The sequence below is a fragment of the Roseibium sp. MMSF_3412 genome (assembly GCF_030733265.1).
Lineage (GTDB): Bacteria > Pseudomonadota > Alphaproteobacteria > Rhizobiales > Stappiaceae > Roseibium.
The window spans coordinates 322,173-346,578 of the sequence record NZ_JASHJI010000003.1 but is presented as its reverse complement, the minus strand read 5'-3'; the positions used below and the strand labels follow the sequence as shown (position 1 = coordinate 346,578).

Genomic DNA, 24,406 nt, shown 5'->3' with positions numbered 1-24,406 from the left:
TCCTTCCCTCAGTGGAGGTTCGGCTGCGCGCCGACCCCCTTTTCATCGATCATCAGGCCCGTTTCGAACCGGTCAAAACGGAACGCTGTCGCGCATTCGTGCGGCTGGTCCGTCGCCAGAAGATGCGCAAAGGTGAAGCCGGAGGCGGGTGTTGCCTTGAAGCCGCCGTAACACCAGCCGCCATTGAAATAGAGACCTTCTACCGGTGTTTGGTCGATGATCGGAGACCCGTCCATGGACATGTCCATGATGCCGCCCCACTGGCGCAGCAGGCGCACACGCCCGATCATCGGCATGATCGCCATGCCGCCCTCGCATACATCCTCGACAACGGGAAGGTTCCCCCGCTGGGCATAGGAGTTGTAACCGTCGATATCGCCGCCGAAGACAAGGCCGCCCTTGTCGGACTGGCTGACATAGAAATGGCCTGCGCCAAAGGTGATCACGCCGGGGATCAGGGGCTTCAAACCCTCTGAAACAAAGGCCTGCAGCACATGGCTTTCGATCGGAAGGCGCAGTCCGGCCCGGGCCATGACGCGGCCTGAGGACCCGGCGACCGCGACACCTACCTTTTTCGCCCCGATAAAGCCGCGCGTGGTGTCCAGTCCCGTCACTTTGCCGTCGTCGATCCTGAAACCCGTGACTTCGCAGTTCTGGATGATATCCACCCCGTGCCGGTCAGCGGAGCGTGCATAACCCCAGGCGACCGCGTCGTGCCGAACCGTGCCGCCGCCGCGGTGCATCAGTGCGCCCTTGATGGGAAACCGGGCATTTTCGAAGTCCAGGAACGGTGCTTCGCGCCGGACCGCGTCCGCGTCCAGGAGTTCCGCATCGGTTCCGTGCAGGATCATGGCGTTGCCGCGCCGCCGGTACGCATCGCGCTGCCCGTCGGTGTGAAACAGGTTAATGATCCCGCGCTGGCTGACCATGGCATTGTAGTTGAGGTCCTGTTCCAGTCCCTCCCAGAGGTCCAGCGAGAACTTGTAGAAGCGTTCGTTGCCCGGCAGCAGGTAGTTGGCGCGAATGATGGTGGTGTTCCGGCCGACATTGCCGCCACCGATCCAGCCCTTTTCCACGACGGCAATGCGGGTTTTCTTGTAGACCTTGGCAAGGTAGTGCGCCGTTGCAAGACCATGCCCGCCGCCGCCGACAATGACGATGTCATAGCCGGATTGCGGGCTCGCGTCGCGCCAGGCCGGTTTCCAGCCCTTGTGGCCCGTCAGCGCCTCCCGAATGACCCTGAAACCTGAATAGGACACCGCTTCCTCGCTTTCTCTGTTGCGAAGTGTGCCGGAATGCGAGAAACAAAATCTTCAAAATGTGACATATTCTGTTGTAACCATGACATTGCGAAGTGCGGCCGAAGGGATAGAGGATGACTGCCGGGTCAGAGAAAACTGTCGGATTTGTCCTGATCGAGGGGTTTGCGCTCATGTCGGCGACATCCGCGATAGAACCCTTGCGGGCGGCAAATCTCCTGAGCGGCAGCAATCTCTACCGCACGCGTCTGTATTCCGAGGATGGCGGCTGGATCGCGTCGTCCTGTGGCGGTGCCTTTGAGACCGAGCCAATGGCAAAAGCTGCCGTCGACTTCGACGTTCTTTTTGTGGTCGCAGGTGGCGACCCGCTGGCCCAGGCCAGCGGCATGATTTTTTCGCATCTGCGAGCGCTCAACGTACGCGGCGTTCCGCTCGGCGGGATCTCAGGCGGAGCCGTTTATCTTGCGAAGGCCGGTGTAATGGAGAACCGGCGCTTCACGGTGCATTGGGAATATTTCGAGGAGCTGCAGGCCCTGAATGACCGCTTCCTGATGGAACGCAGGCTGTTCGTGATCGACCGGGACCGCTACACCTGCGCAGGCGGGGTCGCGCCGCTGGACATGATGCACGCCATCATCCGCTCTGATCACGGTGCAGAGCTTGCCCGGTCCGTCAGCGACTGGTTCATTCACACCGGTATTCGAAGCGCGGAAGACCCGCAGCGCCTTGAATTCGCAGATAGCAGGCAATCGTTTCATGCGAGCGTCGATGCTGCCGTGGAATTAATGGAAACGCATATCGCGGATCCGTTGTCTCTCGAACAGATTGCGATGCTCAGCGGCAGTGGAGTGCGACAGTTGCAGCGCCGGTTCGATGAGCAGTTCGGCCGCCCGATCATGCAGGTCTACATGCAGCTGAGGCTGAAGAAGGCAGACGAACTTGTCCGGAAAACCCGGCTGAGTTTCATGGAAGTGGCGCTCGCCACAGGGTTCACGAACCAGAGCCATTTCGGACAAGCATTCCGGACGACTCTCGGCATGACGCCGCGCGACCGCCGCAAGCAGGCAGCAAGCGAATTCATCAGCGAAGTGAAATCCCCGGGGTGAGGCCAGCCGGCTTCAGCGCGACAGGAAAGCGCCGGAGCCGTCTGGTATCGCTCAGATATCGAGTGTGTTCTGCCGCTCCCACTCCGTCAGATGCGATGCGTAGGCATTCCACTCGTTTTTCTTCAGCTTCAGATAGGCTGCGGAGAAGTCCTCACCCATGGCGGCCTTCAGGACCGCATCGCTGTCATAGGCGCGCAACGCGTCGAGCAGGTTCAGCGGCAGGCGCGGCGCATCCTTGACCAGATGCCCTTCCGCATACATGTCGATGTCGTATCGCTTGCCCGGGTCCGACCTGTTTTCCAGTCCGTTGAGACCGGCCGCGATCACGACAGCCTGGAGCAGGTAGGGATTGGTTGCTCCATCCGGCAGGCGCAGTTCAAAGCGTCCAGGCCCCGGAACGCGGACCATGTGGGTGCGGTTGTTACCGGTCCATGTGATCGTGTTCGGCGCCCAAGTCGCGCCGGACGTGGTGCGCGGCGCATTGATCCGCTTGTAGGAATTCACCACCGGGTTGGTGATCGCGGCAAGGCTTTCCGCATGGGCCATGATGCCGCCGAGGAAATGCAACCCGTCAGCGGAAAGGCCGAGTTCCATGGTCTCATCGGCAAAGGCGTTCTCCGTCCCGGCCTCGTTCCAGACCGAGACGTGGCAATGGCAACCGTTGCCGGTCAGGTGCTTGAACGGCTTGGGCATGAAGGTCGCGCGAAGCCCGTGTTTTTCGGCGACCGATTTTACCATGAACTTGAAGAAGGAATGCTTGTCGGCCGTGCGCAATGCGTCGTCGAATTCCCAGTTCATCTCGAACTGGCCGTTGGCGTCTTCGTGATCGTTCTGGTAGGGGCCCCACCCGAGTTCCAGCATGTAATCACAGATTTCGGAAATGACGTCGTATCGGCGCATGACGGCCTGCTGGTCGTAACAGGGTTTTTCCGCCGTATCGAGCGGATCGGAAATCTCCGATCCGTCGGGCAAAATCAGAAAGTACTCGGCCTCGACACCGGTCTTGACCCTGAGGCCCTGTGTTCCGGCTCTTGCGACCAGCCGCTTGAGCGTGTTGCGCGGGGCCTGTTCGACCTCCGCATCGTCCATGACGCAATCCGCCGCGACCCAGGCGACGTCCTTCTTCCAGGGCAGCTGGATGACCGAGGACGCATCGGGGATCGCGAACAGGTCCGAATTCGCCGGGGTCATGTCCAGCCAGGTTGCGAAACCCGCGAAGCCGGCGCCTTCCGCCTGCATGTCCGCTATGGCGGCAGCGGGAACCAGCTTGGCGCGCTGGTAGCCGAAGAGATCGGTAAAGGAGATCATGAAGTACTTGACCCCCTTCTCCCTGGCAAACTGCGATAGATCGATGCTCATGGATACTCCTCGTTCCCGATTGGAAAGGTGTATTTTCTTATGGTCCCTGACCCTAGAAGGTCTTCTTGCCCGGGATCCAGTCGGTTCCGGCCAGCGGTACGCCCGCCATTGCCGCCGATTCAATCGTCAGCGCGCACAGATCCTCCGGCTCCAGGTTATGAACGTGGTTCTTGCCGCAGGCGCGCGCGATCGTCTGGGTCTCCAGGGTCATCACTTTCAGATAATTGGCAAGCCTCCGTCCCGCGGCAACCGGATCGACCCGCTTCATGAGATCGGGATCCTGGGTGGAGATGCCTGCCGGGTCCTGGCCCTCGTGCCAGTCGTCATAGGCGCCGGCTGTCGTGCCGAGCTTCTGATAGTCTTCTTCCCAGCGCGGATCGTTGTCGCCAATGGCGACCAGCGCAGCGGAGCCAATGGAAACCGCGTCCGCGCCGAGTGCGAGCGCCTTGGCCACATCCGCCCCGTTGCGGATGCCACCGGAAATGACCAGCTGAACCTCCCGGTGCATGCCGAGATCCTGAAGCGCCTGAACCGCCGGACGGATACAGGCAAGCGTCGGCTGGCCGACATGTTCGATGAAAACTTCCTGGGTGGCCGCCGTCCCGCCCTGCATGCCGTCGAGAACGACAACATCCGCCCCGGCCTTCACCGCAAGAGCCGTGTCGTAGTACGGCCGCGCACCACCGATCTTGACGTAGATCGGCTTTTGCCAGTCGGTGATTTCGCGCAATTCGTGGATCTTGATCTCCAGGTCGTCCGGGCCCGTCCAGTCCGGATGCCGGCAGGCCGAGCGCTGGTCGATCCCCTTGGGAAGCGTTCGCATCTCGGCAACGCGGTCGGAGATTTTCTGCCCCAGAAGCATGCCGCCGCCGCCCGGCTTCGCGCCCTGGCCAACGACGACCTCGATCGCGTCCGCGCGTCTGAGATCGCGCGGATTCATTCCGTATCTTGACGGCAGGTACTGGTAGACGAGCAGTTCGGAATGCCCGCGCTCTTCCTCGGTCATGCCGCCGTCGCCGGTCGTCGTGGAGGTTCCGGCAAGCGTTGCGCCGCGGCCAAGGGCTTCCTTTGCCGGACCGGAGAGGGAGCCGAAGCTCATGCCCGCAATGGTAATCGGGATCTTCAGTTCGATCGGTTTTTTCGCGAAACGGGACCCGAGCACGACGTTGGTGTTGCAGGTTTCCCGGTATCCTTCGAGCGGATAGCGCGACATGGACGCGCCCAGGAAGAGCAGATCGTCGAAATGCGGAACCTTGCGCTTCGCACCGCCGCCGCGAATATCATAGATCCCGGTTGCCGCCGCGCGGCGGATTTCCGACAGGGTGTAGTCGTCAAATGTTGCGGACGGGCGCGGTGTCGTGGTCGGATTGTTCGTTGACATTTCTGGCCCTCAATACGCGTCCGCGTTGTCGATGTCGAAATTGTAGAGCTGGCGGGCGGAACCGTAGCGGGTGAATTCTTCCGCTTTCACGTCGTTGACGCCCGCCTTTTCGAGCAGGCCGCTCAGGAGTTCGATGTGTTCCGGCCGCATGTCCTTGGCGATGCAGTCCGCACCCAGGCTTTTAACGGAGCCGCGCACAAAGAGAGTGGCCTCATAAAGTGAATCCCCAAGTGCGTCGCCGGCATTGCCGAGGACGACCAGATTGCCGGCCTGGGCCATGAACGCGGACATGTGCCCGATGTCGCCCTTCACCACGATATCGATGCCCTTCATGGAGATGCCGCAACGCGAGGAGGCGTTGCCTTCAATGACGAGAAGGCCGCCGTGACCGGTCGCGCCGGCATACTGGCTGGCGTCGCCCTTGATGATCACGGTTCCGGACATCATGTTCTCGGCCACGCCCGGTCCGGCGTTGCCATGGACGGTCACGGTGGCCTCGGAATTCATGCCGGCGCAGTAGTAACCGACGCTGCCGCGCACATCGACATCGACCGGCGCGTCGATGCCGACGGCAACCGCATGGCTGCCGCGCGGGTTCAGGACTTCAAACGACGTTTCGTTGCTGCCGTCGCCGATTTCGTGCAGGGCCTGGTTGAGCTCGCGAAGCGGCTGGACAGACAGATCGAAGGTTTGCACGTTCAATGCTCCCAGAAATAGACGGTTGCCGGTTCGGGTTCCCAGATCCTTGCTGTCTCGATGCCCGGCAGGTCGGCAAGGGCGCAGTATTCGGACCCGAAGGCCACATACCGGTCGGTTTCCGCCATCACTGCGGGTTTGCAGGCGATCGGATCGCGGACAACGCCGAAGCCGGACTGCGTGCCGACCACGAATGTGTAAAACCCGTCCAGATCGCTGAGGCCGCTTTCCAGCGCTTCGCCGAGCGAACTGCCGCGGTCGAGCTTGTGCGACAGGTAGGCGGCTGCAACCTCACTGTCGTTTTCAGTCTCGAAGGTCTGTCCCGCGCGGATGAGTTCGCGGCGGAGATTGTTGTGATTGGAAAGCGAGCCGTTGTGCACCAGACACTGGTCGGGGCCGGTGGAGAACGGGTGCGCGCCGTTCGTGGTAACCGCCGATTCCGTCGCCATGCGGGTGTGGCCGATGCCGTGGCTTCCCGCCATTTGCGCAATATCGAAACGGGCGGCGACATCTTTCGGCAGGCCGACCTCTTTGAAGATTTCGACCTTCGAGCCGGCACTCATCACCGTGATGCCGGGCCGAAGCTCTTGCACCGTGGCACGTGCCTCGGACACCATGTTTTCGGGAAGTGAAATCACGGCATGTGTGGATTTCACCTTGACGTCGACTTCTGTTCCGAGCGCTTCCGAAAGGTCTGCGTCAAGCGCCGCGAAATCGGTGTTGGGGTCCTGGGACTGGACGGTTATCTTGCCCAGGTCATCGGTGCCATGCGTATAGATGGCGATCCCGGCGCTGTCCGGTCCGCGTCCTGTCATCGTGACGAGCATTTCCGACAGGAGCCGCCCCAGCTCCGGCTCGAGCGTCTTGTCTTTCAGAAACAATCCAACAATGCCGCACATTGCGCGCATAACCTCCGTTTCGAATTCGCACGGACGTTATCAGGCGATCGGGAGCGATTCAACTATCAAGAAAAAATTTTTCCTGAAAGGAATAATTTATTTGTAGCCGGGTTCCGGCGCGATCCCTTTCACGCGGATTTTTGCGGATAGGAAATGACGGACAAATAGCGGATCGGCAGATCGACAAGAACCTCGGGCCCATGCGGTGCATCTGCGTCAAAGAAGAGGCTGTCGCCTGCCTCCATTTCGTAGGTCGCGTCTCCGTGACGGTAGATGACCTTGCCCTGAAGCATGTAGATCAGTTCGGTGCCCAGGTGCTGGAAGGTCGGAAACACATCCGATTCTTCCGTCAGGCTGATCACGTAGGGCTCGACGATGACCCCACTGGTGTTGCTCTCGATGTGTCCCAGAAGATTGTACTGATGCCCGGCCCTTGTGCCCCTGCGTTCGATCTCAACACCTTCTCCCGATTTGACGAAGACGGCATTGCGCGGTTCTTCGTAGCGCTTGAAGAGATCGGTGATCGGGATACCCAACGCGCCGGAGACCGACTGCAGCGTGGAGAGCGACGGCGAAATCATGCCGTTTTCGAGCTTCGACAACATGCCCACCGACAGGCCTGTCGCCGAGGCAAGATCGGCAACCGTGATGCCGAGTTGCTTGCGGTGCTCGCGGACTTCCCGTCCGATGGCAAGTTCCAGCTTCTTTTCCCGCTTCTCGCTCACCTGGTGTGGATTTTGCGTCAGGCTCACCTGCGCACCCTTTGGCGCTGCGCCCGTTTTGCCGGACGGCTTCTCCCCGGATTTTCCGTTTTTCTTCATTTCAACAAGGGTCTTTCCGAGCGCGCAGATGAGGGTGTGATCAATTCCGAGTTCAGGTTGGTGCCGGATCGTGTCTGACAATGATGACCCGCATGATCTGGCAACCTTTCGGCTGGCGAAAGATCACTAGATACTGATATCGGGGCGCGTTGTGTCAAGGCTCGCGTCGCGCCGGCCTGCTGGGATGGCAGCGACTTGGCGGGACCGTCAACTCCAGGAGATCGGCTCTTCGCTCAGGTAGGGAGCGGCGCCTGCCGCAGAAGGGCGGGCTCCGTCAATCCGCAAGGGCGACAACAGCGTGTTGAAGCTCCTGTTGCCGCGTTGCGTCTCGCCGACCATGCCCAGTTCCTGGAGAATTCCCGAGTTGACCAGTCCGTGCCAGTCCATGACGGGCGCGGCCCACAGACCCGCCTGGTCCATTCTGTTCAGCCACGCTCCGGTCGGTCTCGAAGCGAGTTGATCTGCAAGCATGCGGGCAATGATGTCGCGATCCTGGAACGGGTCGAGACCTTCAAGAGATGCCCCAATTTCAAGACAATGAAAGAGGTCATGGAGATCGTTCATGGCAATCGCCAGATAGCCGTCGGCTGTCTGGTAGACGCCGTAAGGTGCGGCGAGATAGGCATGGGCAGGATTGTTTCGCGGCCGGGTCGGGATCTGCCGCCCGTCATTCAGGAAGGTGGACAGGAGTTCGAACTGCAGATCGGTGATCGCCTCGATCAGGCTGGTTTCGACAACGCCGCCTTCACCGGTGATCCCGCGCCGGACCAGAAGCGCCAGGATCCCCTGCGCAAGGGCCGCGCCGGCCAGGACGTCGGCGACGGGAAGGCCGATGGCGACCGGGCCGTGCTGTTCGGCGCCCGTGAGCCACATGACGCCGCTGCGTGCCTGCGCGAGCAGATCCTGACCGGGCAGGGCAGCCCAGTCATTGTCGGCACCGTAGCCCGAGACAGAGCCGTAAACGATGCGCGGGTTCCGTTGCCTGACCTCCTTCGGGCCGAAACCCAGCCGCTCGATGACGCCGGGCCGGAAATTCTGCACGACCACATCTGCGCCGTCGATCAGTTCCCAGACCTTCTGCCGTTCTGCTTCCGACTTGAGATCAAGTGCGAGGGAGCGCTTTCCCCGGTTTATGGCGTGGAAGATCGTGCTCTCCCCGTCGATGAGAACATCCGAGACGTAAAGATAGCGGGAGAGATCGCCCTTGCCGCTGCGCTCGATCTTGATCACGTCCGCACCCAGATCGGCAAGACGCAGAGTGGCATAGGGACCGGCCAGGAACTGGCTGAAATCGACGACCTTCAGGCCTTTAAGCGGTGCGCTGCTCATGTCAGCCATCCTCCTGGAAACTGGAAGCGAAGGCCGCGTCGAGTGCCTTGATCGCGTCATCGATAGCGGTTTTGCCCGTCAAGGCCGCATTGACGATCTCCGAACCTTCCTGCTGGAAGGCCATGTAACCGTCATGGCGCGGTCTCAGCCAGGCAGCCTCATGCGTCAGCCTGGTGTTCCAGTAGGCATTGAGAACAGGCTCGTTCACCTCCGCGCTTGCCCAGGCAACCGCATTGCCGGGCTGACCGTTTGCCTGCGCATAAATGCCGGACTGGCAGTCCGCGCCCGCAACCCATGCGACGAACCGGCTGCAGATGTCCGGATGTGCGGTCCGGCTGGAGATGGCGAGACCGGTTCCGCCGAGCGCGGAACCGACCGGCCCGAAAGGCCCGAGCACCGGAATGTCGGTAAAGGCGAGGCGATGCGAACGATAGCCTGCGTTCGCGTAGCCCTTGTAGAGATAGGTGAGCGGGGCCAGCCGCAACGATCCGTCTTGCGCCAGCCTGTCCATAGCGGCGATCGGATCCATCTCGAAGCAGTCCGGATCGATATGGTCGGTCACGGCCTTCAGTTCGGAAAAGACGGCTTCGGCGATGTCGCCCGGCAGCAGACGCTCCCGGTCCGATCCGCAGGGGTGGCCGACATTGGCGGCAAGCGTATAGACGCACATGAGGCAATGCGGCGGCCGCATGGGCAGGATGACCGCGCCGCCGCGTGCCGCCTCCTTCACATCCGCCCAGGTCTGAGCCCGCCCGCCGAGGTCCGGGCGATGCGCCTGCACCTGCGTGGCGGCATCCACGGGCAGGGCCCATTGGTGGCCGTCTATCGTGTAACTCGCGTAGCTCTTGCCGACCGTTTCATTGGCAATCGCGGTCAGGTCTTCTTCCGGTATGCATGCGTCGAGCGCCAGCAGACAGCCCTCCCGCGCCGCAGCTCCCACATGAGGGTGATCGATGATCATGAGATCGTATTCGGCAGCAAGTTCATCGACAGGCGTGCTTTCAAAACCCTGCAGCGATCTCTTGTCCCAGGTGATCGAGACGCCGGGATTTGCGGCCTCGAACTCGGTGGTTGCCGCGATCAGCGGATCGTAACCGCGGGGGTCCGACCAGGTCATTCCTTTGAGGGCGATCGCGCCGGTCATGCTCTTGTCTTTCCTGTTTCTTCCAAACTCAATTCAGACGGCTGCTCCGGCACCGATCTTTTTCGAGATTTCCGTGCCGGCATCAATCAGCACCTTCTTGCACGCGTCGATGTCCGGATCGCTGGACTTGATGAGCCGCCTGACAAAGGGCACCGTCAGCGAGGCAGCGACCTCTCCGCCAAACCCGATGATGGGAACGGAGACGTTGTGGACGCCCTGAATGATTGCGGACGGGCTCTGGCAAACACCTGTTTCGGCGGCCTGCCGCACCGTGTCTTCAAAGACCTCCAGCGCCTCTTCCGTGAAATTCGGATTTTTCGAGCACAACTGCGCCCGTCTTTCGCGTGTCATCTGATAACTCAGGCAGGCGCCGGACGAGGTGAACACCATCGGCACACGGGCTCCGAGACGCACGGAGGTGATGTTGTTCCCCGGCGGATCGACCTGCGCAATGACAAGAATCTCGCTGCCGTTGAGGATCGCCAGGTGCACGGACTGATTCAGTCTGATCGCCGTTTCTTCCATGATTTCGCCAGCCACCGCCGTCAGGCGTTTCGTCGGCGGAAACCGATGGGACAGCTCGAACATGCGCATGGTCAGGGAGTAGCGTTCGCTGGTGCTGTCAAGCATCACGTAGCCGCGGCTCTGCAGAACCGCCAGCATGCGATAGATCTCGCTTATGGAACGGTTGAGCGCCTGGGCGATTTCCGCTTTCTTGAGCCCCTGCGACTGCTCGGCCAGGAGTTCCAGAATGTCGAGCCCCTTCGACAAAGCGGGCGCGCTGTATTTCAGGTTCGGGTCGGCTTCGCCGCTTTCCTTGTTGTCCTTGACTTTCTCCGACACCGGGCACCCCTTGTTTCGCATTCAATAAGGCAGACAGGAACTGTGTGCCTCAGAGGTGCCACAGCCTGCAAGCGTTGTTGCGGTAAAGCGCGTTCCTTTCGTCATCGGACCATCTTGCGGTCAGATTATGGGTGGCAGCCACCCAGATCGCGAGACCGCCTCCGAGATTGCAGACAGGGCTGTCGGATCCCCAGACAATCCGGTCCGAGCCGAACGCCGCCGCGGTTTCATCGACATAGGGTCTGATGTCTTCAAGCGTCCACGACTGCGGGTCGCCATAGGCAATGACCCCTGAAATCTTGGCGGCCACGTTCGGTCTTTGTGAAAGTGCCTTTATGCCTTCGCGCCAGGGGTCGAAGGACTGCGCGGCGACATCGGGGACGCCGCAGTGATCGAGAACGAACTGAACATCGGGGCAATGATCGACAAGTTCGAGGGCGAGGTTGTGTTGCCGGGGGAAGACGCACAGATCAAACGTCAATCCCGTTCCCGCCATGCGCCTGATGTTGTCCCGGAAGGTCGCCGTCGTGCTTGTCTCGTCAGGAACGACGTGAAGAACGCGCCGCAGTCCCTTGACGCTCGGATTGCTAGCAGCACGCTCCAGAAAGGCCGGAAAATCCGTGTGCTCAGGCCGGCATGAGGAAATGGCGCCGCGCAACAGGCTTTCCGGCTCGGCCATCAGTTCTTCGATCATCCGGGTTTCGTCTTCGATCAGCGGCTCGGCAACGTCGACTTCCATGTGCAGGCAACCCTCGATCCCGAGCCGCGCAGCGTCGCGGGAATAGGTGTCGAACCGGCTGTCCCGGTTCAGCGCCTCGACATCGCTCAGCCAGGGATAATCCAGCCGGTCCCGGTAGATGAGGTGCAGATGTGTATCGAACAGCATGGTGAGGGTCCTCCCGTTCTCCAGATAATCGTTGACTAAATATAAAAGTCAAGTTTATATATGAATTGTTGACGCGAAGCGCAGGGCTGACCTTCGCCGATTAACGGGAGGAACAGATGGGTAATCAGAGATTGAAATCGCTGCTATGCGCGACCGCGCTGGTGGCCGTTGCCGGCAATGCTGCTGCCGGTGAGTTCGACGGCGTGACACTCCAGGCCAAGTTGATCGGTGGCCAGCAATACGAAGCGCTTTACGCCCGTATCGGCGAATGGGAAGAAAAGACCGGCGCGAAGGTCGATGTCATTTCGAAGAAAAACCACTTTGAACTCGACAAGGAATTCAAGTCCGACCTGGCCGCGGGCACGCTCGGCTGGTGTGTTGGTTCCAACCACTCTTCCTTCGCGTCCCAGTATCCGAGCCTCTACACGGACCTGACGCCGTTTCTCACTGCCGACTTCATCGCGGAGTATGTCCCGTCGAATATCGCTGCCTCCAAGATCGGCGACGCACTGGTCATGCTGCCGCGCGCGCAGTTTGATGTATCGGCGCTCTATTACCTGAAATCCGTCTACGAGGACGACGACAACAAGGCCGCCTACAAGGCGAAGACCGGCCGTGATCTGGCTCCGCCCGACACCTGGGACGAGTACAAGGAACAGGCGATCTTCTTCACCGACGCTCCGAATTTCTACGGCACGCAATATGCCGGCAAGGACGAGGCCATCGTCGGCCGCTTTTACGAATTGGTGATCGCCGAGGGCGGGCAGCTTTTCAACGACGATTGGTCGCCTGCGTTCAATTCAGACGCCGGCAAACGCGCGCTGAAGTGGTTCGTCGACCTTTACGAGGCCGGCGCCGTTCCTCCCGGTACGACCTCCTATCTCTGGGACGATCTCGGTCAGGGCTTTGCGTCCGGAACGATTGCCCTGAACCTGGACTGGCCGGGCTGGGCCGGGTTCTTCAACGGAGAGGACTCCTCCAAGGCCGCCGGCAATGTCGGCGTCAAGGTGCAGCCTGCGGGCACCGCCGGGGTTCGCACCGGCTGGTCCGGGCACCATGGTTTTTCTGTCACGGAATCCTGCGACAACAAGGAAGCCGCGGCGTCCCTGGTTGCCTGGTTGACAAACGAGGACAGCCAGAAGCTGGAAAGCTCCGCCGGTCCGTTGCCGACCCGGACGGCCGTCTGGGGCCATGTTGTCTCCTCGGCTGAAGGCGACGCCTACCGGACCGAAGTGCTCAAGGCTTTCCAGGCGGCCGCCTCGCATGCGTTCCCGGCGCCACAGACGCCATACTGGATCGAAGCGACCAACCTCATCTATCCCGAGCTTCAGGCCGCGATCCTTGGCGACAAGTCGATCGACGACGCGTTGAGCGATGCCTCTGAAGCCGTGGACGAGATGATGCAGGAAAACGGCGTCTACTGACGGTGCCGCCGATTGACCGGGGGATACGTTCCCCGGTCCCTTTCCGGGCGCGGCCCGGCATCACGGTTCCACTGAAATTTCCCGTTTTCAAGGACGCAAGCAATGTCACGCTTCCGGCCACCGCCCTGGTTCGTTCTGCTGCTGCCCGCGATCATCATCCTTTCGGCAGTGGTGCTGATCCCGCTGCTGCTGTCGCTCTATTCAAGTTTTACGCCGTACCGGCTGACGCGCCCCGAAACGCTCTACAAGTGGATCGGCACCTATAACTATGAAAAGGCGATTGAGAGCGCGCATTTCTGGGCTGCCTTCGGAAGAACGATCCTCCTGCTGACAATTGCGCTCAACCTTGAAATGCTGATGGGTCTCGGCCTGGCGCTGCTGGTCAACAAGGTCACGTATGGCCAGCGCACCCTGCGCACCGTCATGATGTTCCCGATGATGTTCTCGCCGATCCTTGTCGGGTTCCAGTTCAAGTTCATCTTCAACGACAATGTCGGCCTGGTGAACAATGCCCTGCAGTCGCTCGGGCTCTCCAACGTCGCGATTCCCTGGCTGGTTGACGGGCAACTCGCCTTCTTCTCGATCCTGGTTGCCGAAATGTGGTCGTCGACATCGGTGTTCGCGATCCTGATCCTGGCCGGCCTGTTCGCGGTGCCTCGGGACCCGATCGAGGCGGCGAAGGTCGATGGCTGTACGCCCTGGCAAAGCTTCCGGCACATTACGCTGCCCTACATCATGCCGTTCATCTATATCGCGCTGGCGATCCGTTCGCTCGATGTCGCGCGCGCCTATGACATCGTCCAGATCATGACGAATGGCGGTCCCGCGCGCCGGACCGAGCTGCTTTGGACGCTGATCGGCAGGACCGGTTATGTCGATGCCAAGATGGGCTACGCAAACGCGATGGGCTACATCTCGATCTTTCTCGCGATCTTCTTCACCATCTACTTCTTCCGCAAGCTGAACGCTGCGCGGAGCGAACTTGGCATGGCGGGCTGAGACATGAATGAAAATCTTCAATACCGGATACGGGCCCGCCTCCTGAAGGTGCTGCACTTCGTAACGCTGTTCATTGCAATGGCCATCATCTGCGTGCCGGGCCTGTGGGTGGTCCTCAACTCGTTCCGTCCGACCGTCGAGATCATGGCAAAACCGCCGGTCTGGGTGCCGGGCGACCTCAACCTCGACAATTACCGCGCCATGTTCGGCGCCGTCGGCGAAGGCGGCGTGCCGGTGCTTCAGTATTTCACCAACTCGCTGATCATTTCGGTCACTTCGACACTGATCGCGATCCTGGTCGGCATGGCCGGCGGGTATGCCTTTGCCCGGTTCAGGTTCAAGGGCAAGGCGTCCATCTTCATCGGCCTGATGCTGACGCGGGCGGTCCCTGGCGTTTCGCTCTCCCTGCCTCTCTTCATCGTCATGGCCAAGACGGGGCTGATCGATACGCATATGGGGCTGATCTTGGTCTATGTGGCGCTTAACGTGCCCTTCACGATCTGGCTGATCGACGGTTTCTTCCGCCAGGTGCCGGTCGAACTCGCGGAGGCGGCGGAAATCGACGGCTGCACGCGCTGGCAGGCGTTCTGGAAGGTCGAGTTTCCGGTGGCCCGCGCGGGTGTCGCATCGGCCGGCATTTTCGCCTTCCTCACAAGCTGGAACGAATACGCGCTCGCCAGCCAGCTGACCCGGTCGACCTTTTCCAAGACCATGCCGGTCGGCCTTCGGGATTTCACGAGCGAGTTCACCATCAACTGGGGAGGGATGTGCGCGCTTGCGGTGCTGATGATCATACCGGCGCTGATCCTCACCTTCCTCGTCCAGAAACACCTTATTGCCGGCCTGACCTTCGGCGGCGTCAAAGGATAAGACCAAAATGGCGAAAGTTAACCTGCGGAAGGTGGTCAAGAAATACGGCGCGTTGCAGGTCGTTCACGGCATTGATCTGGAAATCGACGACAACGAGTTCGTCGTGCTGGTCGGACCTTCGGGATGCGGAAAATCGACGACACTCCGGATGATCGCGGGTCTGGAAGCCATCTCGGACGGCGAGATTTCCATCGGCGAGCGGGTGGTGAACGACCTGCCGCCGCGCAACCGCAACATCTCGATGGTGTTTCAGAACTACGCCCTTTATCCGCACATGACCGTGCGTGAAAACCTCGGCTTCTCGCTCAAGATCGCAAAGCGGCCGCAAGAGGAGATCGACCGGGCCGTGGAGGCCGCGGCGCAGATCCTGAGCCTCTCGGAATACATGGACCGCAAGCCCGGTGCGCTCTCCGGCGGACAACGTCAAAGGGTGGCGATGGGACGCGCCATCGTGCGGCATCCGGACGTGTTTCTTTTCGACGAACCACTGTCGAACCTCGATGCGAAGCTGCGGACGCAAATGCGCACCGAAATCAAGAAGTTGCACCAGAAGGTCAAATCGACAATCGTCTACGTCACGCACGATCAGGTGGAGGCGATGACGCTGGCCGACCGGATCGTGATCATGCGCGATGGTCACATCGAACAGGTCGGCACGCCGCTTGAGGTGTTCGAGACGCCTGCCAATACCTTTGTCGCGACGTTTATCGGCTCGCCGCCGATGAACCTTCTCGCCGGGCGGGTCGCGGACGGTGAGATCGCCATTGAGGGTGGCCCGCAGATCGCCGTGCCCGATCCGTTTTCCGGCAAGGTCGTGAACGGCCAGGAGGTCATACTCGGGTTCCGGTCAGACAATCTCATGCCCGCAGGGCATGCGATGCCGATGGAAGGTGGCTTTACCGAGTTCGACATGAAGGTGGATCTTTCCGAACCGCTGGGTACGGAAACCCTCCTGTTCGGATCGCTCGCCGGCAAGGAAGTCCAGGCAAAGATGCTGAATCCACGCCCTGTTTCGGACGGCGAAGAGTTGCGCTTTCAACTGGACCTGACACGCTGTCATTTGTTTGATGCGAACAGCCAGCAGTCGCTGAGGTAAAAGATGGCCGAGATCAAAACAATCCGGATTTACATGGCTGACCTGAAGCCCAAGGTGAAGCGGGTCGATGCGATCCAGAGCTTCGTCAGCCAGGAAACGCCATTTGTCGAGATCACCGACGCCGACGGTGTAACCGGGCGCGGCTACAGCTACACGATCGGCCAGGGCGGACCGGCCATCATGGCGCTGCTCGGCCATACCCTGGTGCCTCGGTTGATCGGGCGGGAGGCCGAGGAGATCGACCGGATCTGGCGCGATCTCCTGTTTTCAACGCACGCAACGGCGGTCGGAGCAATCACGTCGCTGGCGCTTGCGGCGATCGACACGGCGCTCTGGGACCTGCGCTGCAAACGGGCCGGATTGCCGCTTTGGCGGATGCTCGGCGGCGCGAAGGATCACGTGCCGATGTACACCACCGAGGGTGGCTGGCTTCACATCGAGACACAGGCTCTGGTCGATGACGCGCTTGCCGCCCAGGCGATGGGGTTTGCGGGGTCCAAGATCAAGATCGGCCGCCCGCATCTGAGCGAGGACCGCGCGCGCCTGAAGGCCGTACGAGAGGCGGTGGGCGATGCCTATGAAATCATGGTCGATGCCAACCAGTGCTTCTCGCGTGCCGAGGCGACGCGCCGGGCCAGGGTGCTGGAGGAATTCAATATCGGCTGGTTTGAGGAGCCGATGCCGGCCGACGATGTGATGGAACACGCGCGCCTCGCCGCGCACACTTCCGTCCCGATTGCTGTCGGCGAGAGCCTTTATTCTCTCAGCCAGTTCAAGGACTATCTGGTGAGCGGCGCGGCCTCCATCGTGCAAGTCGATGTGGCCCGTATCGGCGGCATCACGCCCTGGATGAAGGTTGCGCATCTGGCCGAAGCCCACAATGTCCCGGTCTGCCCGCATTTCCTGATGGAGCTTCATGTCAGTCTTGTCTGCGCAATCCCGAACGCGCCCTGGCTGGAATACATTCCGCAGCTCGACAGTCTGACCGCGTCGTCGATGCGCATGGAGGCTGGCTGTGCCTATCCGTCCGATACACCGGGTCTCGGGATCGACTGGGACGAGGGCAAGCTGGCTGCGGCCCGGATCGCAACGTTCGATGCCGAATTCCCGCAATAGGAGCGCGTCATGCAAAGAATGGGAATGATGATCGGCCTGGAGCCGGACAAAGTCGCCGAATACAAGCGGCTGCATGCCGATGTCTGGCCAGGCGTTCTGAAGATGATCTCGGACTGCAACATCCGCAACTATTCCATCTACCTCAAGGAACCGGAAAACCTGCTCTTCGGCTACTGGGAGTATCACGGCGAGGACTTTGCGGCCGACGCTGCGAAAATGGCCGCCGATCCGGAAACGCAGCGCTGGTGGGATGTCTGCATGCCCTGCCAGATACCGCTGGAAACCCGGAAGGACGGGGAATGGTGGGCCATGATGGAAGAGGTTTTCCACCTGGACTAATGCGGTGAATTTGAAGTGCGCATCATTGCTCCGGCAGTCTCCGAAGCGAACTTCAGATTCAGGTGACTAGGACCCTTCGAGGAAGCCGGTACAGCCGGTTTTCCTGCTCAATAGTTGAGAGGCTCTGGAAACGCGATGCTTGAGGATCTGCAACAGCACTGGCCAAGAGCGGCCAATCCGAAACCGATCGTCATTTTCGGAGCGGGCTCCATCGTGACGGACGCACATCTGCCAGCCTATGCCAATGCCGCATATCCCGTCGCGGGCCTCTACGACCCGGATCTGGAAAAGGCGCGGGCGGTCGCGCAGACACACGGAATAAAGGCATTTTCCAGCCCGGAAGAAGCCACCGGCCAAGCGGGCGCGATATTCGATCTTGCAACACCACCTGATGCCCATGCGGGCATTCTTTCCATGCTTCCCCAAGGGGCCGCGGTCCTGCTTCAGAAGCCCATGGGAAGCGACCTGGAAGGTGCGTCCGAGATCCTGAAGATCTGCAGGGAACGCGAGCTTCTGGCTGCGGTCAATTTTCAATTGCGCTTTGCACCCATGATGCTGGCCTTGCGGGATGCGGTGAACAGGGGGCTCCTCGGTGAAATCGTGGATTTCGACGCCTGGCTTGCACTCGATACGCCCTGGGGCCTGTGGAAGTTTCTCGAGCCTCTGCCGCGCGTTGAAATCAGCCTGCACTCCATTCACTATCTCGATTTCATCCGCGGCCTGCTGGGTGATCCGTCGGGCGTGCATGCCAAGTCGATGGGGCATCCCTCGTCCAGAATTGCGCAGACGCGCACGGCCGCGATCCTGGACTATGGTGACACCGTCCGCTGTGCCCTGTCGATCAACCACAATCATGCATTCGGCCGCAAACACCAGGCGTGCGAGTTCCGCATCTGCGGGACAAAGGGCGCTGCTTACCTGCAGCTCGGTGTCAATCTCGATTACCCCAGGGGCGAACCGGACATTCTTGAAATCAACACAGGTGACGGCTGGCGGAGCATTGAGCTTGACGGCAGCTGGTTTCCGGATGCCTTCACCAGCCGGATGAGCCAGTTGCAGCGTGTCGCCACCGGGGAAGAAGAGCACCTTATCAGCGGTGTCGAGGATGCCTGGTACACGATGGCTCTTGTCGAAGCCGCCTACGAAAGCAGCGCTGCACCTGCCACGCCGATTGCAAGGAAGCCGCAATGAACATTGAGGAAATCTACTACGAGGACTACGAAATCGGGCATGTCCGCGAGACATTCGGCCGAACGATTACGGAAACGGATTTTGTCGTCCATGCCGGGCACACGGGTGACTTCTTCCCGCATCACATGGATGCCGAGTGGTGCGCCAGGCAGGACTTCGGACAGCGCATCGCCCATGGCACAATGGTGTTTTCCATCGGCATCGGATTGACGGCGAGCGCCATCAATCCCGTGGCCTTTTCCTACGGCTACGACCGACTGCGTTTCATCAGGCCGGTTCATATCAACGACACGATCCGCACGCGCCTGACGATTGACCGGAAGTTTCCGGACCCGAAACGGGACGGCATGGGGCAGGTTTTCGAGAAGTGCGAGGTCCTGAACCAGCGGGACGAAACCGTCCTGTTTGCCGAGCACATCTACCTGGTGCAGATGCGCGGGGAAGCGTGACCCGCGCGAATGTCCCATCGCCCTGCTGACAACCGTTCGAGATGACCCGCCAATTCTGGAGGAACGAAAGCCATGAGTGACCTGCGCTATGACGATGAGCACGACGACGCGAAGCTGTTCAACGTGGAAACCTGGCTCTATGAGGATTTTGAGGTTGGCGACAAGTGGCGCTCCATCCGCCGGACCATTTCAGAAGGTGAGGCAATGCTGTTCAACAGCCTTGTCATGGACAATCACCCTTACGTGGCGGACGAAATTTTCGCGTCTGAGGACGGGGTCTTCAACCGTCGTCTGGTCGCCGGGGCCATGGTGTTCAGTTACGGCCTCGGGCTGATGGCGCATAACAACATCAACACGTTTTCCTACGGCTACGACAAGCTGCGTTTCATCAAGCCGGTTTTCATCGGGGATACCATCTACACGGTGCGGACAAACCTCGAGAAACGTCCCAAATACGAAGAGATGGGCCTCGTGAAGGTGTCCTATCAGGTCTACAAGAACAAGGGTGAACTGGCGCTTTATGCCGAGCATCTGCAGACTGTGAAGTATCGCCACCCTGAGAATTTCACCCCGGAAAAGAGGACCGGTTCTTCGGCAATCTCCTAATCCAGATAAGACCCGGTATCCGCACCGAGGGCGGGGCCGCCCGCATCCGACGTCATCACCTGCCCGTCCATACGGATCGGGCAGCGGGTTGTTCTGATTGCTGTACCGTCGGGCGCCTTGACGGTCTGAACGGCATCAAGGGCCGCAAATCCTTCCGTTTCGATCAGCTCCGGCCAGTCCAGAACGCGGGAACACCAGATGTCGGCAGGTTCCAGTCTGTCCAGCCAGTGACCAACGTCGTCCTGCAGGAGAAAGTCGCGAAGCACACCCTTGATTTCGTCCCGTTCTGAGAAAGCGAGGGCGGGGTCGGCGAGTGGCAACAGGTCCGGGCAGTCCAGGAGTTCCGCCAGTTTTGCAACCGGTGTCATGGCAATGGCGATGTAACCGTCCCTGCAGGCGTAGATCCCGTAAGGCGCGCCGACGGACGCGTTTGCGTTGCTGATGGCGCTGCGCTCCGACATGGCGCCGTCGCCGTTGAGGAACGCGGTGAAGAGCTCGAACTGCATGTCGATCGCCGAGGACATCAGGTCGACTTCCACAAGGCCGCCCTGGCCGGTTCTTTCGCGCCGGAGCAAGGCCGCCATGATGCCCTGCACCAGATGATTGCCGCAGGTAATGTCGAGAACGGCGAACCCTGCCGGAACCGGCGGATCGTTGCGGTTCCCTGAAAGCCAGGCCATGCCGCTCAGGGACTGGACGAGAAGATCCTGCCCGGGTTTTTTGATCCAGGGACCGGTCGTGCCGTAGCCGGTGACGGCACCATAGACGAGTCCGGGATTGATCTTGCTGACGTCGTCCCAGCCAAGCCCGATCCGTTCCATCACGCCGGGCCGGAAATTGTGGATCATCACGTCAGAGGTACTCAGAAGGGTTTTGATCCTGTCCAGATCTTCAGGGTTTTTCAGGTCGGCGGCAACGCTCGCCTTGTTCCTGTTGATCGTATGGAACAGGAGACTGTCGGAACCGACTTTCTGATCGGAAATCACCAGCGATCTGCACAGGTCACCGACGCCGGGCCGCTCAATCTTGATCACCTCCGCTCCAAGGTCCGCAAGCCGGAGCGCGGCCATCGGACCTGCCAGGAACTGAGCAAAATCCAGGACACGGAGCCCTTCCAGCGGTTTCATGACGTTTCGCTCCCATTAATCCGTATATGAAACATTATTTCATATACCAATATATCAGCCAGCGCACCTCTTCAAGTTTGTCGCGTCCCGCACCTGCGCCTGATTTGGCCTGGTGCCGTTGCAGCCCCGGACTGCGCCAGGTAGGCCTACAGTTGCGAGCGGCGCAAAGACCTGCGCAAAATGCCCGGGAGTCAGGCGCTGACCGGTTCAATCAATCCGGGCTCGGTCACCTGGCTCCTGCTTATCCATCTGTCTCGCGCGAGTTATGTGAAAGAATGTCAAACGACAACAATCAGAGCGGCGGCTGGACGCCGTCGACCCGGTACCCCGATCCGTCCGTCATTTCGCTTGATCCGCGTTTCGATGCGTTGAAGCTGCCGCTTGCCGGTGTGGAGAGGCTGGCCACGGGCTGCCGCTGGAACGAGGGGCCCGTCTGGTTTGGCGATGGCCGCTATCTCCTGTGGAGCGACATTCCCAACAACAGGATCATGCGCTGGGACGAGGTCACCGGTGCGGTTTCCGCCTATCGCGAACCGTCGAATTTCGGCAACGGCCAGACCCGGGACCGGCAGGGACGCCTGATCACATGCGAGCATGGTGGCCGGAGGGTCACACGCACCGAGTATGACGGCACGATCACTGTCCTGATCGACAAGTTCGAGGGCAAGCGCCTGAATTCTCCCAATGATGTCGTGGTGAAGTCGGACGGGTCGGTCTGGTTTTCCGATCCGCCCTTCGGCATTCTCGGAAACTATGAAGGTCACCGGTCGGAGCCCGAGCTCGGCCAGAACGTTTACCGGCTGGACCCGGAGACAGGCAAGGCATCGATCGTCGCCGACGACATTCTGGGTCCGAACGGACTGGCCTTTTCGCCGGATGAGAGCAAGCTTTATATCGTTGAATCCCGCGGCGTTCCGACCCGGAAGATCCTCGAATACGATGTCGCGGCGGACGGCAAATCGATCTCGGGCAAGCGGATTCTGATCGATGCGGGACCCGGCACGCCGGACGGTTTCCGCGTCGATGTGGAAGGCAACCTGTGGTGCGGCTGGGGCATGGGATCGGCGGATCTGGACGGTGTCATGGTCTTTGCACCGGACGGTACACCGATCGGGCGTATCGTGTTGCCGGAACGCTGCGCGAACCTGTGTTTCGGAGGGCGCGCCAACAGCCGCCTGTTCATGGCTGCAAGCCATTCGGTCTATGCGCTTTACGTCAATGTTGCCGGGGTGAGAGGCGGCTGAAAGACGCCGGTTTCGCGGCCGGAAAGGGCAAATCGGGGAGAGGGGAAATGGGTGTTTTCGACACGCTGCGGGTCACGATTGCGGGTTCGCTCCTTGCCGCCGCAGTTCTTGCCGGTACCGGCACGGACGTCGCTGCCGCAGACGGGGAAAAGGCTGAAGAGGCATTGCGCAATTTCGACCGGGCCATGCTTTCGATCCTGCGCCGCGGCCAGGCGGAGCTGACGGCGAGGACACGACCGGTCATGCTCATTGCGCGTGACGTGACCGTTGTCACTCAAGACGGCGAGACAACCTATCCGAGAGATGGCAAGGGATATAACGAGCTCAAGACCGTCTCCCATGTGCTGCTCGGGATCATCGGGGCGGTGACACCGTGGCCGCGGGACGATGCCGGGAAAGCGCGGATGAAGACGGAGTTTGCCGTCATCAGGGCCGAGATCGGAGCGTTTCTCTCCGCGATTGATGGTCTGGACCTCCCGGCGGATACCATCGCGAAACAGCGCGAGATGCTGGGCATGGCAGACATGTTCATTGACGAGTGGATATCGGCTGAAACGCTCACCCGCGCGGACGTCTCAGCCGCGATCAACCGAATGCGCCCGGTCTGGAGCGCAAACATGCGCGATGCGGCCCGCGTGGAACTGGAAGCGCTTCACCGGGCGGTGACCGCTGCCCGGGACGATCTTTCCGAAGGCGACTGGCAGCGGATCTACGTGGTCAGTCACGGCGGCCCGGATGTGCGTGCGGTCAATGTCGTGCGGCTCTACCTGCAACGGGTCATGCCCGGCAAGATGGATGCGGGTCAGGTTCTGTTTGCGGTCGACACCCACGGCAAGGACAAGATGATCGACTATGCCGGATATGTGCGCATGCAAAGGATTGTCGGTGCATGGGCGTTCGGAGACCCGAAACGGATGGAAGTCGACCTTCTGGGGTATGAGGCCGGCGCGATCCTGGACGAGATCATACCCGCCTCCACACCTGAAAAAGCCTATCTGGAATGATGCTTCCGGCCGGGACAAGCCAAACAGCTGCTCGCAGCTGTTGCGTTCTAGACGCTTCTTATCACGTTTGATTTGCCATTGAGCCGGGCCCGTCGCCAGGTCCCCGGAGGGCTGCCGAATTCGCGCTTGAAGGCAGTTGAGAACGAAGGCTCGGAATCATAGCCGACCGCCAAAGCAATCGAGCCGATTGCGAGGTTGGGTTCCGTTTCGAGCTGATTGGCAGCCATGATCAGGCGCCAGCGGGTCAGGTAGCGCACCGGCGTGGCGCCGGTAACTTCGGAAAAACGGGCCGCGAAATTCGACCGCGACATTCCAACCTCTGCGGCAAGGTCCGTTACCTGCCAGTCTTTTCCGGGGTCGGCATGGATCAGCTGAAGAGCTTTTGCGACCTTGGGGTCCTTCAGACCGGCAATCCAGCCCGATTCTCCCGGTGCGTAGTCCTTCAGCCAGCCGCGCATGAACGACATGTACAACAGATTGACCAGTCCATCGAGTTGAGCCAGCGCGCCCGGGTCATCGGAATGTGCTTCGGCTGCGACCGCGCGCAAGACCGGCTCCAGGGCCGAAAAGCTGGTGTGGGTCCGCTCCCGCAGCACGACCTGCTCCGACAAGTGTTCGACAAGATCCTTGGCGGTCTGGCTGCTGAAGTTGAAACGTGCGCAGATGATGGACGTCTCGTCACCGTCTGCACTCTTGACGACCTCGCACACTTCACCGGCATGCACATCGTGCATTCGGACGCGGGTGTCGTTTTCCGCAAAAGTGACCATTGGAGCGTTCGGTGTGCTCCCAAGCACATGGCCGTGTCCTTTCGTGAACATGACCATGTCTCCCGCTTGCAGATGGACGACCCTGTCGCGGAATGTGACACAGGCGGATCCCTTGAAAACGCAATGAAACACGGCCTCATCCGCCTCGGGAGATTCAAACGCCCAATCACCGCGCAGGTTCAACAACCCTGTTACCCGGTTCTTGACGGTGATGTGTTTCAGGATGTTGCTGATCAAGTCCAAACTTCATCTCCACAATGAGATTTGTGACATGGTGGATTTATATTGGAAGCAATTTAGGTGAATTTTAAGCAACCGAAAGTGACCCGCATCACTGCAGACCGTGTTTTGGACGAATGGAAAAGAAGTTGGGCGTTTCAAAAAACAAGGATGAAGAATTCAAGTAATAAATACGAGAAATGTGGAAATTGGAGCTCGTAGGCGACCG

Annotated in this window: 24 protein-coding genes; 12 read left to right on the top strand and 12 right to left on the bottom strand. The window is 60.4% G+C overall.

Annotated features, from left to right (window positions below; genetic code table 11):
- Positions 1 to 8: 8 nt before the first annotated feature.
- On the bottom strand, positions 9 to 1,259 hold the full coding sequence (locus tag RBB49_RS07850) for a sarcosine oxidase subunit beta family protein (RefSeq protein WP_306142161.1): 1,251 nt from the start codon (positions 1,257 to 1,259) through the stop codon (positions 9 to 11).
- Positions 1,260 to 1,375: 116 nt separating this feature from the next.
- Here RBB49_RS07850 and RBB49_RS07845 point away from each other — a divergent pair, with 116 nt between their 5' ends.
- Positions 1,376 to 2,365 (top strand): GlxA family transcriptional regulator, encoded by a 990-nt coding sequence (locus RBB49_RS07845; protein WP_306142160.1) that lies wholly within the window; start codon positions 1,376 to 1,378, stop codon positions 2,363 to 2,365.
- Between the two features lie 51 nt (positions 2,366 to 2,416).
- Here RBB49_RS07845 and glnT read toward each other — a convergent pair whose 3' ends face one another.
- The 9 genes from glnT to RBB49_RS07800 form a co-directional block, all read right to left on the bottom strand.
- A complete protein-coding gene (glnT, locus tag RBB49_RS07840; RefSeq protein ID WP_306142159.1) occupies positions 2,417 to 3,724 on the bottom strand; it encodes a type III glutamate--ammonia ligase in 1,308 nt (435 codons plus the stop codon).
- A gap of 52 nt (positions 3,725 to 3,776) precedes the next feature.
- The gene (locus RBB49_RS07835) at positions 3,777 to 5,105 is read right to left on the bottom strand and encodes an FMN-binding glutamate synthase family protein (protein WP_306142158.1); all 1,329 of its coding nucleotides are present in this window, start codon (positions 5,103 to 5,105) and stop codon (positions 3,777 to 3,779) included.
- Positions 5,106 to 5,114: 9 nt separating this feature from the next.
- Complete coding sequence (locus tag RBB49_RS07830) at positions 5,115 to 5,801, bottom strand: GXGXG domain-containing protein (RefSeq protein ID WP_306142157.1); 687 nt, start codon at positions 5,799 to 5,801, stop codon at positions 5,115 to 5,117.
- A 2-nt stretch (positions 5,802 to 5,803) separates the two neighbouring features.
- Positions 5,804 to 6,700 (bottom strand): glutamine amidotransferase family protein, encoded by an 897-nt coding sequence (locus RBB49_RS07825; protein ID WP_306142156.1) that lies wholly within the window; start codon positions 6,698 to 6,700, stop codon positions 5,804 to 5,806.
- 128 nt (positions 6,701 to 6,828) lie between these two features.
- On the bottom strand, positions 6,829 to 7,521 hold the full coding sequence (locus RBB49_RS07820; RefSeq protein WP_306142386.1) for an XRE family transcriptional regulator: 693 nt from the start codon (positions 7,519 to 7,521) through the stop codon (positions 6,829 to 6,831).
- Between the two features lie 207 nt (positions 7,522 to 7,728).
- Positions 7,729 to 8,850, bottom strand: coding sequence for a CaiB/BaiF CoA-transferase family protein (locus RBB49_RS07815; protein WP_306142155.1), 1,122 nt, complete (start codon positions 8,848 to 8,850; stop codon positions 7,729 to 7,731).
- 1 nt (position 8,851) lies between these two features.
- A complete protein-coding gene (locus RBB49_RS07810) occupies positions 8,852 to 9,994 on the bottom strand; it encodes an extracellular solute-binding protein (RefSeq protein ID WP_306142154.1) in 1,143 nt (380 codons plus the stop codon).
- 33 nt (positions 9,995 to 10,027) lie between these two features.
- Entirely contained in the window at positions 10,028 to 10,837 is an 810-nt protein-coding gene (locus tag RBB49_RS07805) for an IclR family transcriptional regulator (RefSeq protein ID WP_306142153.1), read from the bottom strand.
- Between the two features lie 49 nt (positions 10,838 to 10,886).
- Complete coding sequence (locus RBB49_RS07800; protein WP_306142152.1) at positions 10,887 to 11,723, bottom strand: amidohydrolase; 837 nt, start codon at positions 11,721 to 11,723, stop codon at positions 10,887 to 10,889.
- Between the two features lie 116 nt (positions 11,724 to 11,839).
- On the opposite strand from RBB49_RS07800, the gene RBB49_RS07795 reads away from it, so the two are divergent.
- The 9 genes from RBB49_RS07795 (at position 11,840) to RBB49_RS07755 (ending at position 19,813) form a co-directional block, all read left to right on the top strand.
- Positions 11,840 to 13,147: an extracellular solute-binding protein gene (locus tag RBB49_RS07795; RefSeq protein ID WP_306142151.1), complete on the top strand. Its 1,308-nt coding sequence runs from the start codon at positions 11,840 to 11,842 to the stop codon at positions 13,145 to 13,147.
- 102 nt (positions 13,148 to 13,249) lie between these two features.
- Positions 13,250 to 14,146, top strand: a complete 897-nt coding sequence (locus RBB49_RS07790; RefSeq protein WP_306142150.1) for a carbohydrate ABC transporter permease — start codon at positions 13,250 to 13,252, stop codon at positions 14,144 to 14,146.
- A 3-nt stretch (positions 14,147 to 14,149) separates the two neighbouring features.
- Positions 14,150 to 15,016, top strand: coding sequence for a carbohydrate ABC transporter permease (locus tag RBB49_RS07785; protein WP_306142149.1), 867 nt, complete (start codon positions 14,150 to 14,152; stop codon positions 15,014 to 15,016).
- 7 nt (positions 15,017 to 15,023) lie between these two features.
- Positions 15,024 to 16,112 carry an ABC transporter ATP-binding protein gene (locus RBB49_RS07780; protein ID WP_306142148.1) on the top strand — a complete coding sequence of 363 codons (1,089 nt, stop codon included), beginning with the start codon at positions 15,024 to 15,026 and terminating at the stop codon, positions 16,110 to 16,112.
- 3 nt (positions 16,113 to 16,115) lie between these two features.
- A complete protein-coding gene (locus tag RBB49_RS07775; RefSeq protein WP_306142147.1) occupies positions 16,116 to 17,228 on the top strand; it encodes a mandelate racemase/muconate lactonizing enzyme family protein in 1,113 nt (370 codons plus the stop codon).
- A gap of 9 nt (positions 17,229 to 17,237) precedes the next feature.
- Complete coding sequence (locus RBB49_RS07770; RefSeq protein ID WP_306142146.1) at positions 17,238 to 17,567, top strand: L-rhamnose mutarotase; 330 nt, start codon at positions 17,238 to 17,240, stop codon at positions 17,565 to 17,567.
- Between the two features lie 135 nt (positions 17,568 to 17,702).
- Entirely contained in the window at positions 17,703 to 18,758 is a 1,056-nt protein-coding gene (locus tag RBB49_RS07765) for a Gfo/Idh/MocA family protein (RefSeq protein WP_306142145.1), read from the top strand.
- The gene (locus RBB49_RS07760; RefSeq protein ID WP_306142144.1) at positions 18,755 to 19,207 is read left to right on the top strand and encodes a MaoC/PaaZ C-terminal domain-containing protein; all 453 of its coding nucleotides are present in this window, start codon (positions 18,755 to 18,757) and stop codon (positions 19,205 to 19,207) included. Before RBB49_RS07765 ends, RBB49_RS07760 begins: the two co-directional genes overlap by 4 nt.
- A gap of 72 nt (positions 19,208 to 19,279) precedes the next feature.
- Positions 19,280 to 19,813 carry a MaoC family dehydratase gene (locus tag RBB49_RS07755; protein WP_306142143.1) on the top strand — a complete coding sequence of 178 codons (534 nt, stop codon included), beginning with the start codon at positions 19,280 to 19,282 and terminating at the stop codon, positions 19,811 to 19,813.
- Here the strand turns inward: RBB49_RS07755 and RBB49_RS07750 are convergent.
- The gene (locus tag RBB49_RS07750; RefSeq protein ID WP_306142142.1) at positions 19,810 to 20,940 is read right to left on the bottom strand and encodes a CaiB/BaiF CoA-transferase family protein; all 1,131 of its coding nucleotides are present in this window, start codon (positions 20,938 to 20,940) and stop codon (positions 19,810 to 19,812) included. The two genes, RBB49_RS07755 and RBB49_RS07750, sit on opposite strands and share 4 nt — an antisense overlap.
- A gap of 275 nt (positions 20,941 to 21,215) precedes the next feature.
- Here RBB49_RS07750 and RBB49_RS07745 point away from each other — a divergent pair, with 275 nt between their 5' ends.
- Complete coding sequence (locus RBB49_RS07745) at positions 21,216 to 22,184, top strand: SMP-30/gluconolactonase/LRE family protein (RefSeq protein ID WP_306142141.1); 969 nt, start codon at positions 21,216 to 21,218, stop codon at positions 22,182 to 22,184.
- Positions 22,185 to 22,231: 47 nt separating this feature from the next.
- Positions 22,232 to 23,188: a hypothetical protein gene (locus RBB49_RS07740; protein ID WP_306142140.1), complete on the top strand. Its 957-nt coding sequence runs from the start codon at positions 22,232 to 22,234 to the stop codon at positions 23,186 to 23,188.
- Positions 23,189 to 23,235: 47 nt separating this feature from the next.
- Here the strand turns inward: RBB49_RS07740 and RBB49_RS07735 are convergent, their stop codons facing one another.
- Complete coding sequence (locus RBB49_RS07735) at positions 23,236 to 24,201, bottom strand: AraC family transcriptional regulator (RefSeq protein ID WP_306142139.1); 966 nt, start codon at positions 24,199 to 24,201, stop codon at positions 23,236 to 23,238.
- Positions 24,202 to 24,406: the final 205 nt, after the last annotated feature.

Bases quoted from the DNA above. Each gene is read 5' to 3' on its own strand.
- RBB49_RS07845 (WP_306142160.1), top strand. From the start codon at position 1,376: ATGACTGCCGGGTCAGAGAAAACTGTCGGATTTGTCCTGATCGAGGGG.
- glnT (WP_306142159.1), bottom strand. From the start codon at position 3,724: ATGAGCATCGATCTATCGCAGTTTGCCAGGGAGAAGGGGGTCAAGTAC.
- RBB49_RS07835 (WP_306142158.1), bottom strand. From the start codon at position 5,105: ATGTCAACGAACAATCCGACCACGACACCGCGCCCGTCCGCAACATTT.
- RBB49_RS07825 (WP_306142156.1), bottom strand. From the start codon at position 6,700: ATGTGCGGCATTGTTGGATTGTTTCTGAAAGACAAGACGCTCGAGCCG.
- RBB49_RS07820 (WP_306142386.1), bottom strand. From the start codon at position 7,521: ATGAAGAAAAACGGAAAATCCGGGGAGAAGCCGTCCGGCAAAACGGGC.
- RBB49_RS07815 (WP_306142155.1), bottom strand. From the start codon at position 8,850: ATGAGCAGCGCACCGCTTAAAGGCCTGAAGGTCGTCGATTTCAGCCAG.
- RBB49_RS07810 (WP_306142154.1), bottom strand. From the start codon at position 9,994: ATGACCGGCGCGATCGCCCTCAAAGGAATGACCTGGTCGGACCCCCGC.
- RBB49_RS07800 (WP_306142152.1), bottom strand. From the start codon at position 11,723: ATGCTGTTCGATACACATCTGCACCTCATCTACCGGGACCGGCTGGAT.
- RBB49_RS07795 (WP_306142151.1), top strand. From the start codon at position 11,840: ATGGGTAATCAGAGATTGAAATCGCTGCTATGCGCGACCGCGCTGGTG.
- RBB49_RS07790 (WP_306142150.1), top strand. From the start codon at position 13,250: ATGTCACGCTTCCGGCCACCGCCCTGGTTCGTTCTGCTGCTGCCCGCG.
- RBB49_RS07785 (WP_306142149.1), top strand. From the start codon at position 14,150: ATGAATGAAAATCTTCAATACCGGATACGGGCCCGCCTCCTGAAGGTG.
- RBB49_RS07780 (WP_306142148.1), top strand. From the start codon at position 15,024: ATGGCGAAAGTTAACCTGCGGAAGGTGGTCAAGAAATACGGCGCGTTG.
- RBB49_RS07775 (WP_306142147.1), top strand. From the start codon at position 16,116: ATGGCCGAGATCAAAACAATCCGGATTTACATGGCTGACCTGAAGCCC.
- RBB49_RS07770 (WP_306142146.1), top strand. From the start codon at position 17,238: ATGCAAAGAATGGGAATGATGATCGGCCTGGAGCCGGACAAAGTCGCC.
- RBB49_RS07765 (WP_306142145.1), top strand. From the start codon at position 17,703: ATGCTTGAGGATCTGCAACAGCACTGGCCAAGAGCGGCCAATCCGAAA.
- RBB49_RS07760 (WP_306142144.1), top strand. From the start codon at position 18,755: ATGAACATTGAGGAAATCTACTACGAGGACTACGAAATCGGGCATGTC.
- RBB49_RS07755 (WP_306142143.1), top strand. From the start codon at position 19,280: ATGAGTGACCTGCGCTATGACGATGAGCACGACGACGCGAAGCTGTTC.
- RBB49_RS07750 (WP_306142142.1), bottom strand. From the start codon at position 20,940: ATGAAACCGCTGGAAGGGCTCCGTGTCCTGGATTTTGCTCAGTTCCTG.
- RBB49_RS07745 (WP_306142141.1), top strand. From the start codon at position 21,216: ATGTCAAACGACAACAATCAGAGCGGCGGCTGGACGCCGTCGACCCGG.
- RBB49_RS07740 (WP_306142140.1), top strand. From the start codon at position 22,232: ATGGGTGTTTTCGACACGCTGCGGGTCACGATTGCGGGTTCGCTCCTT.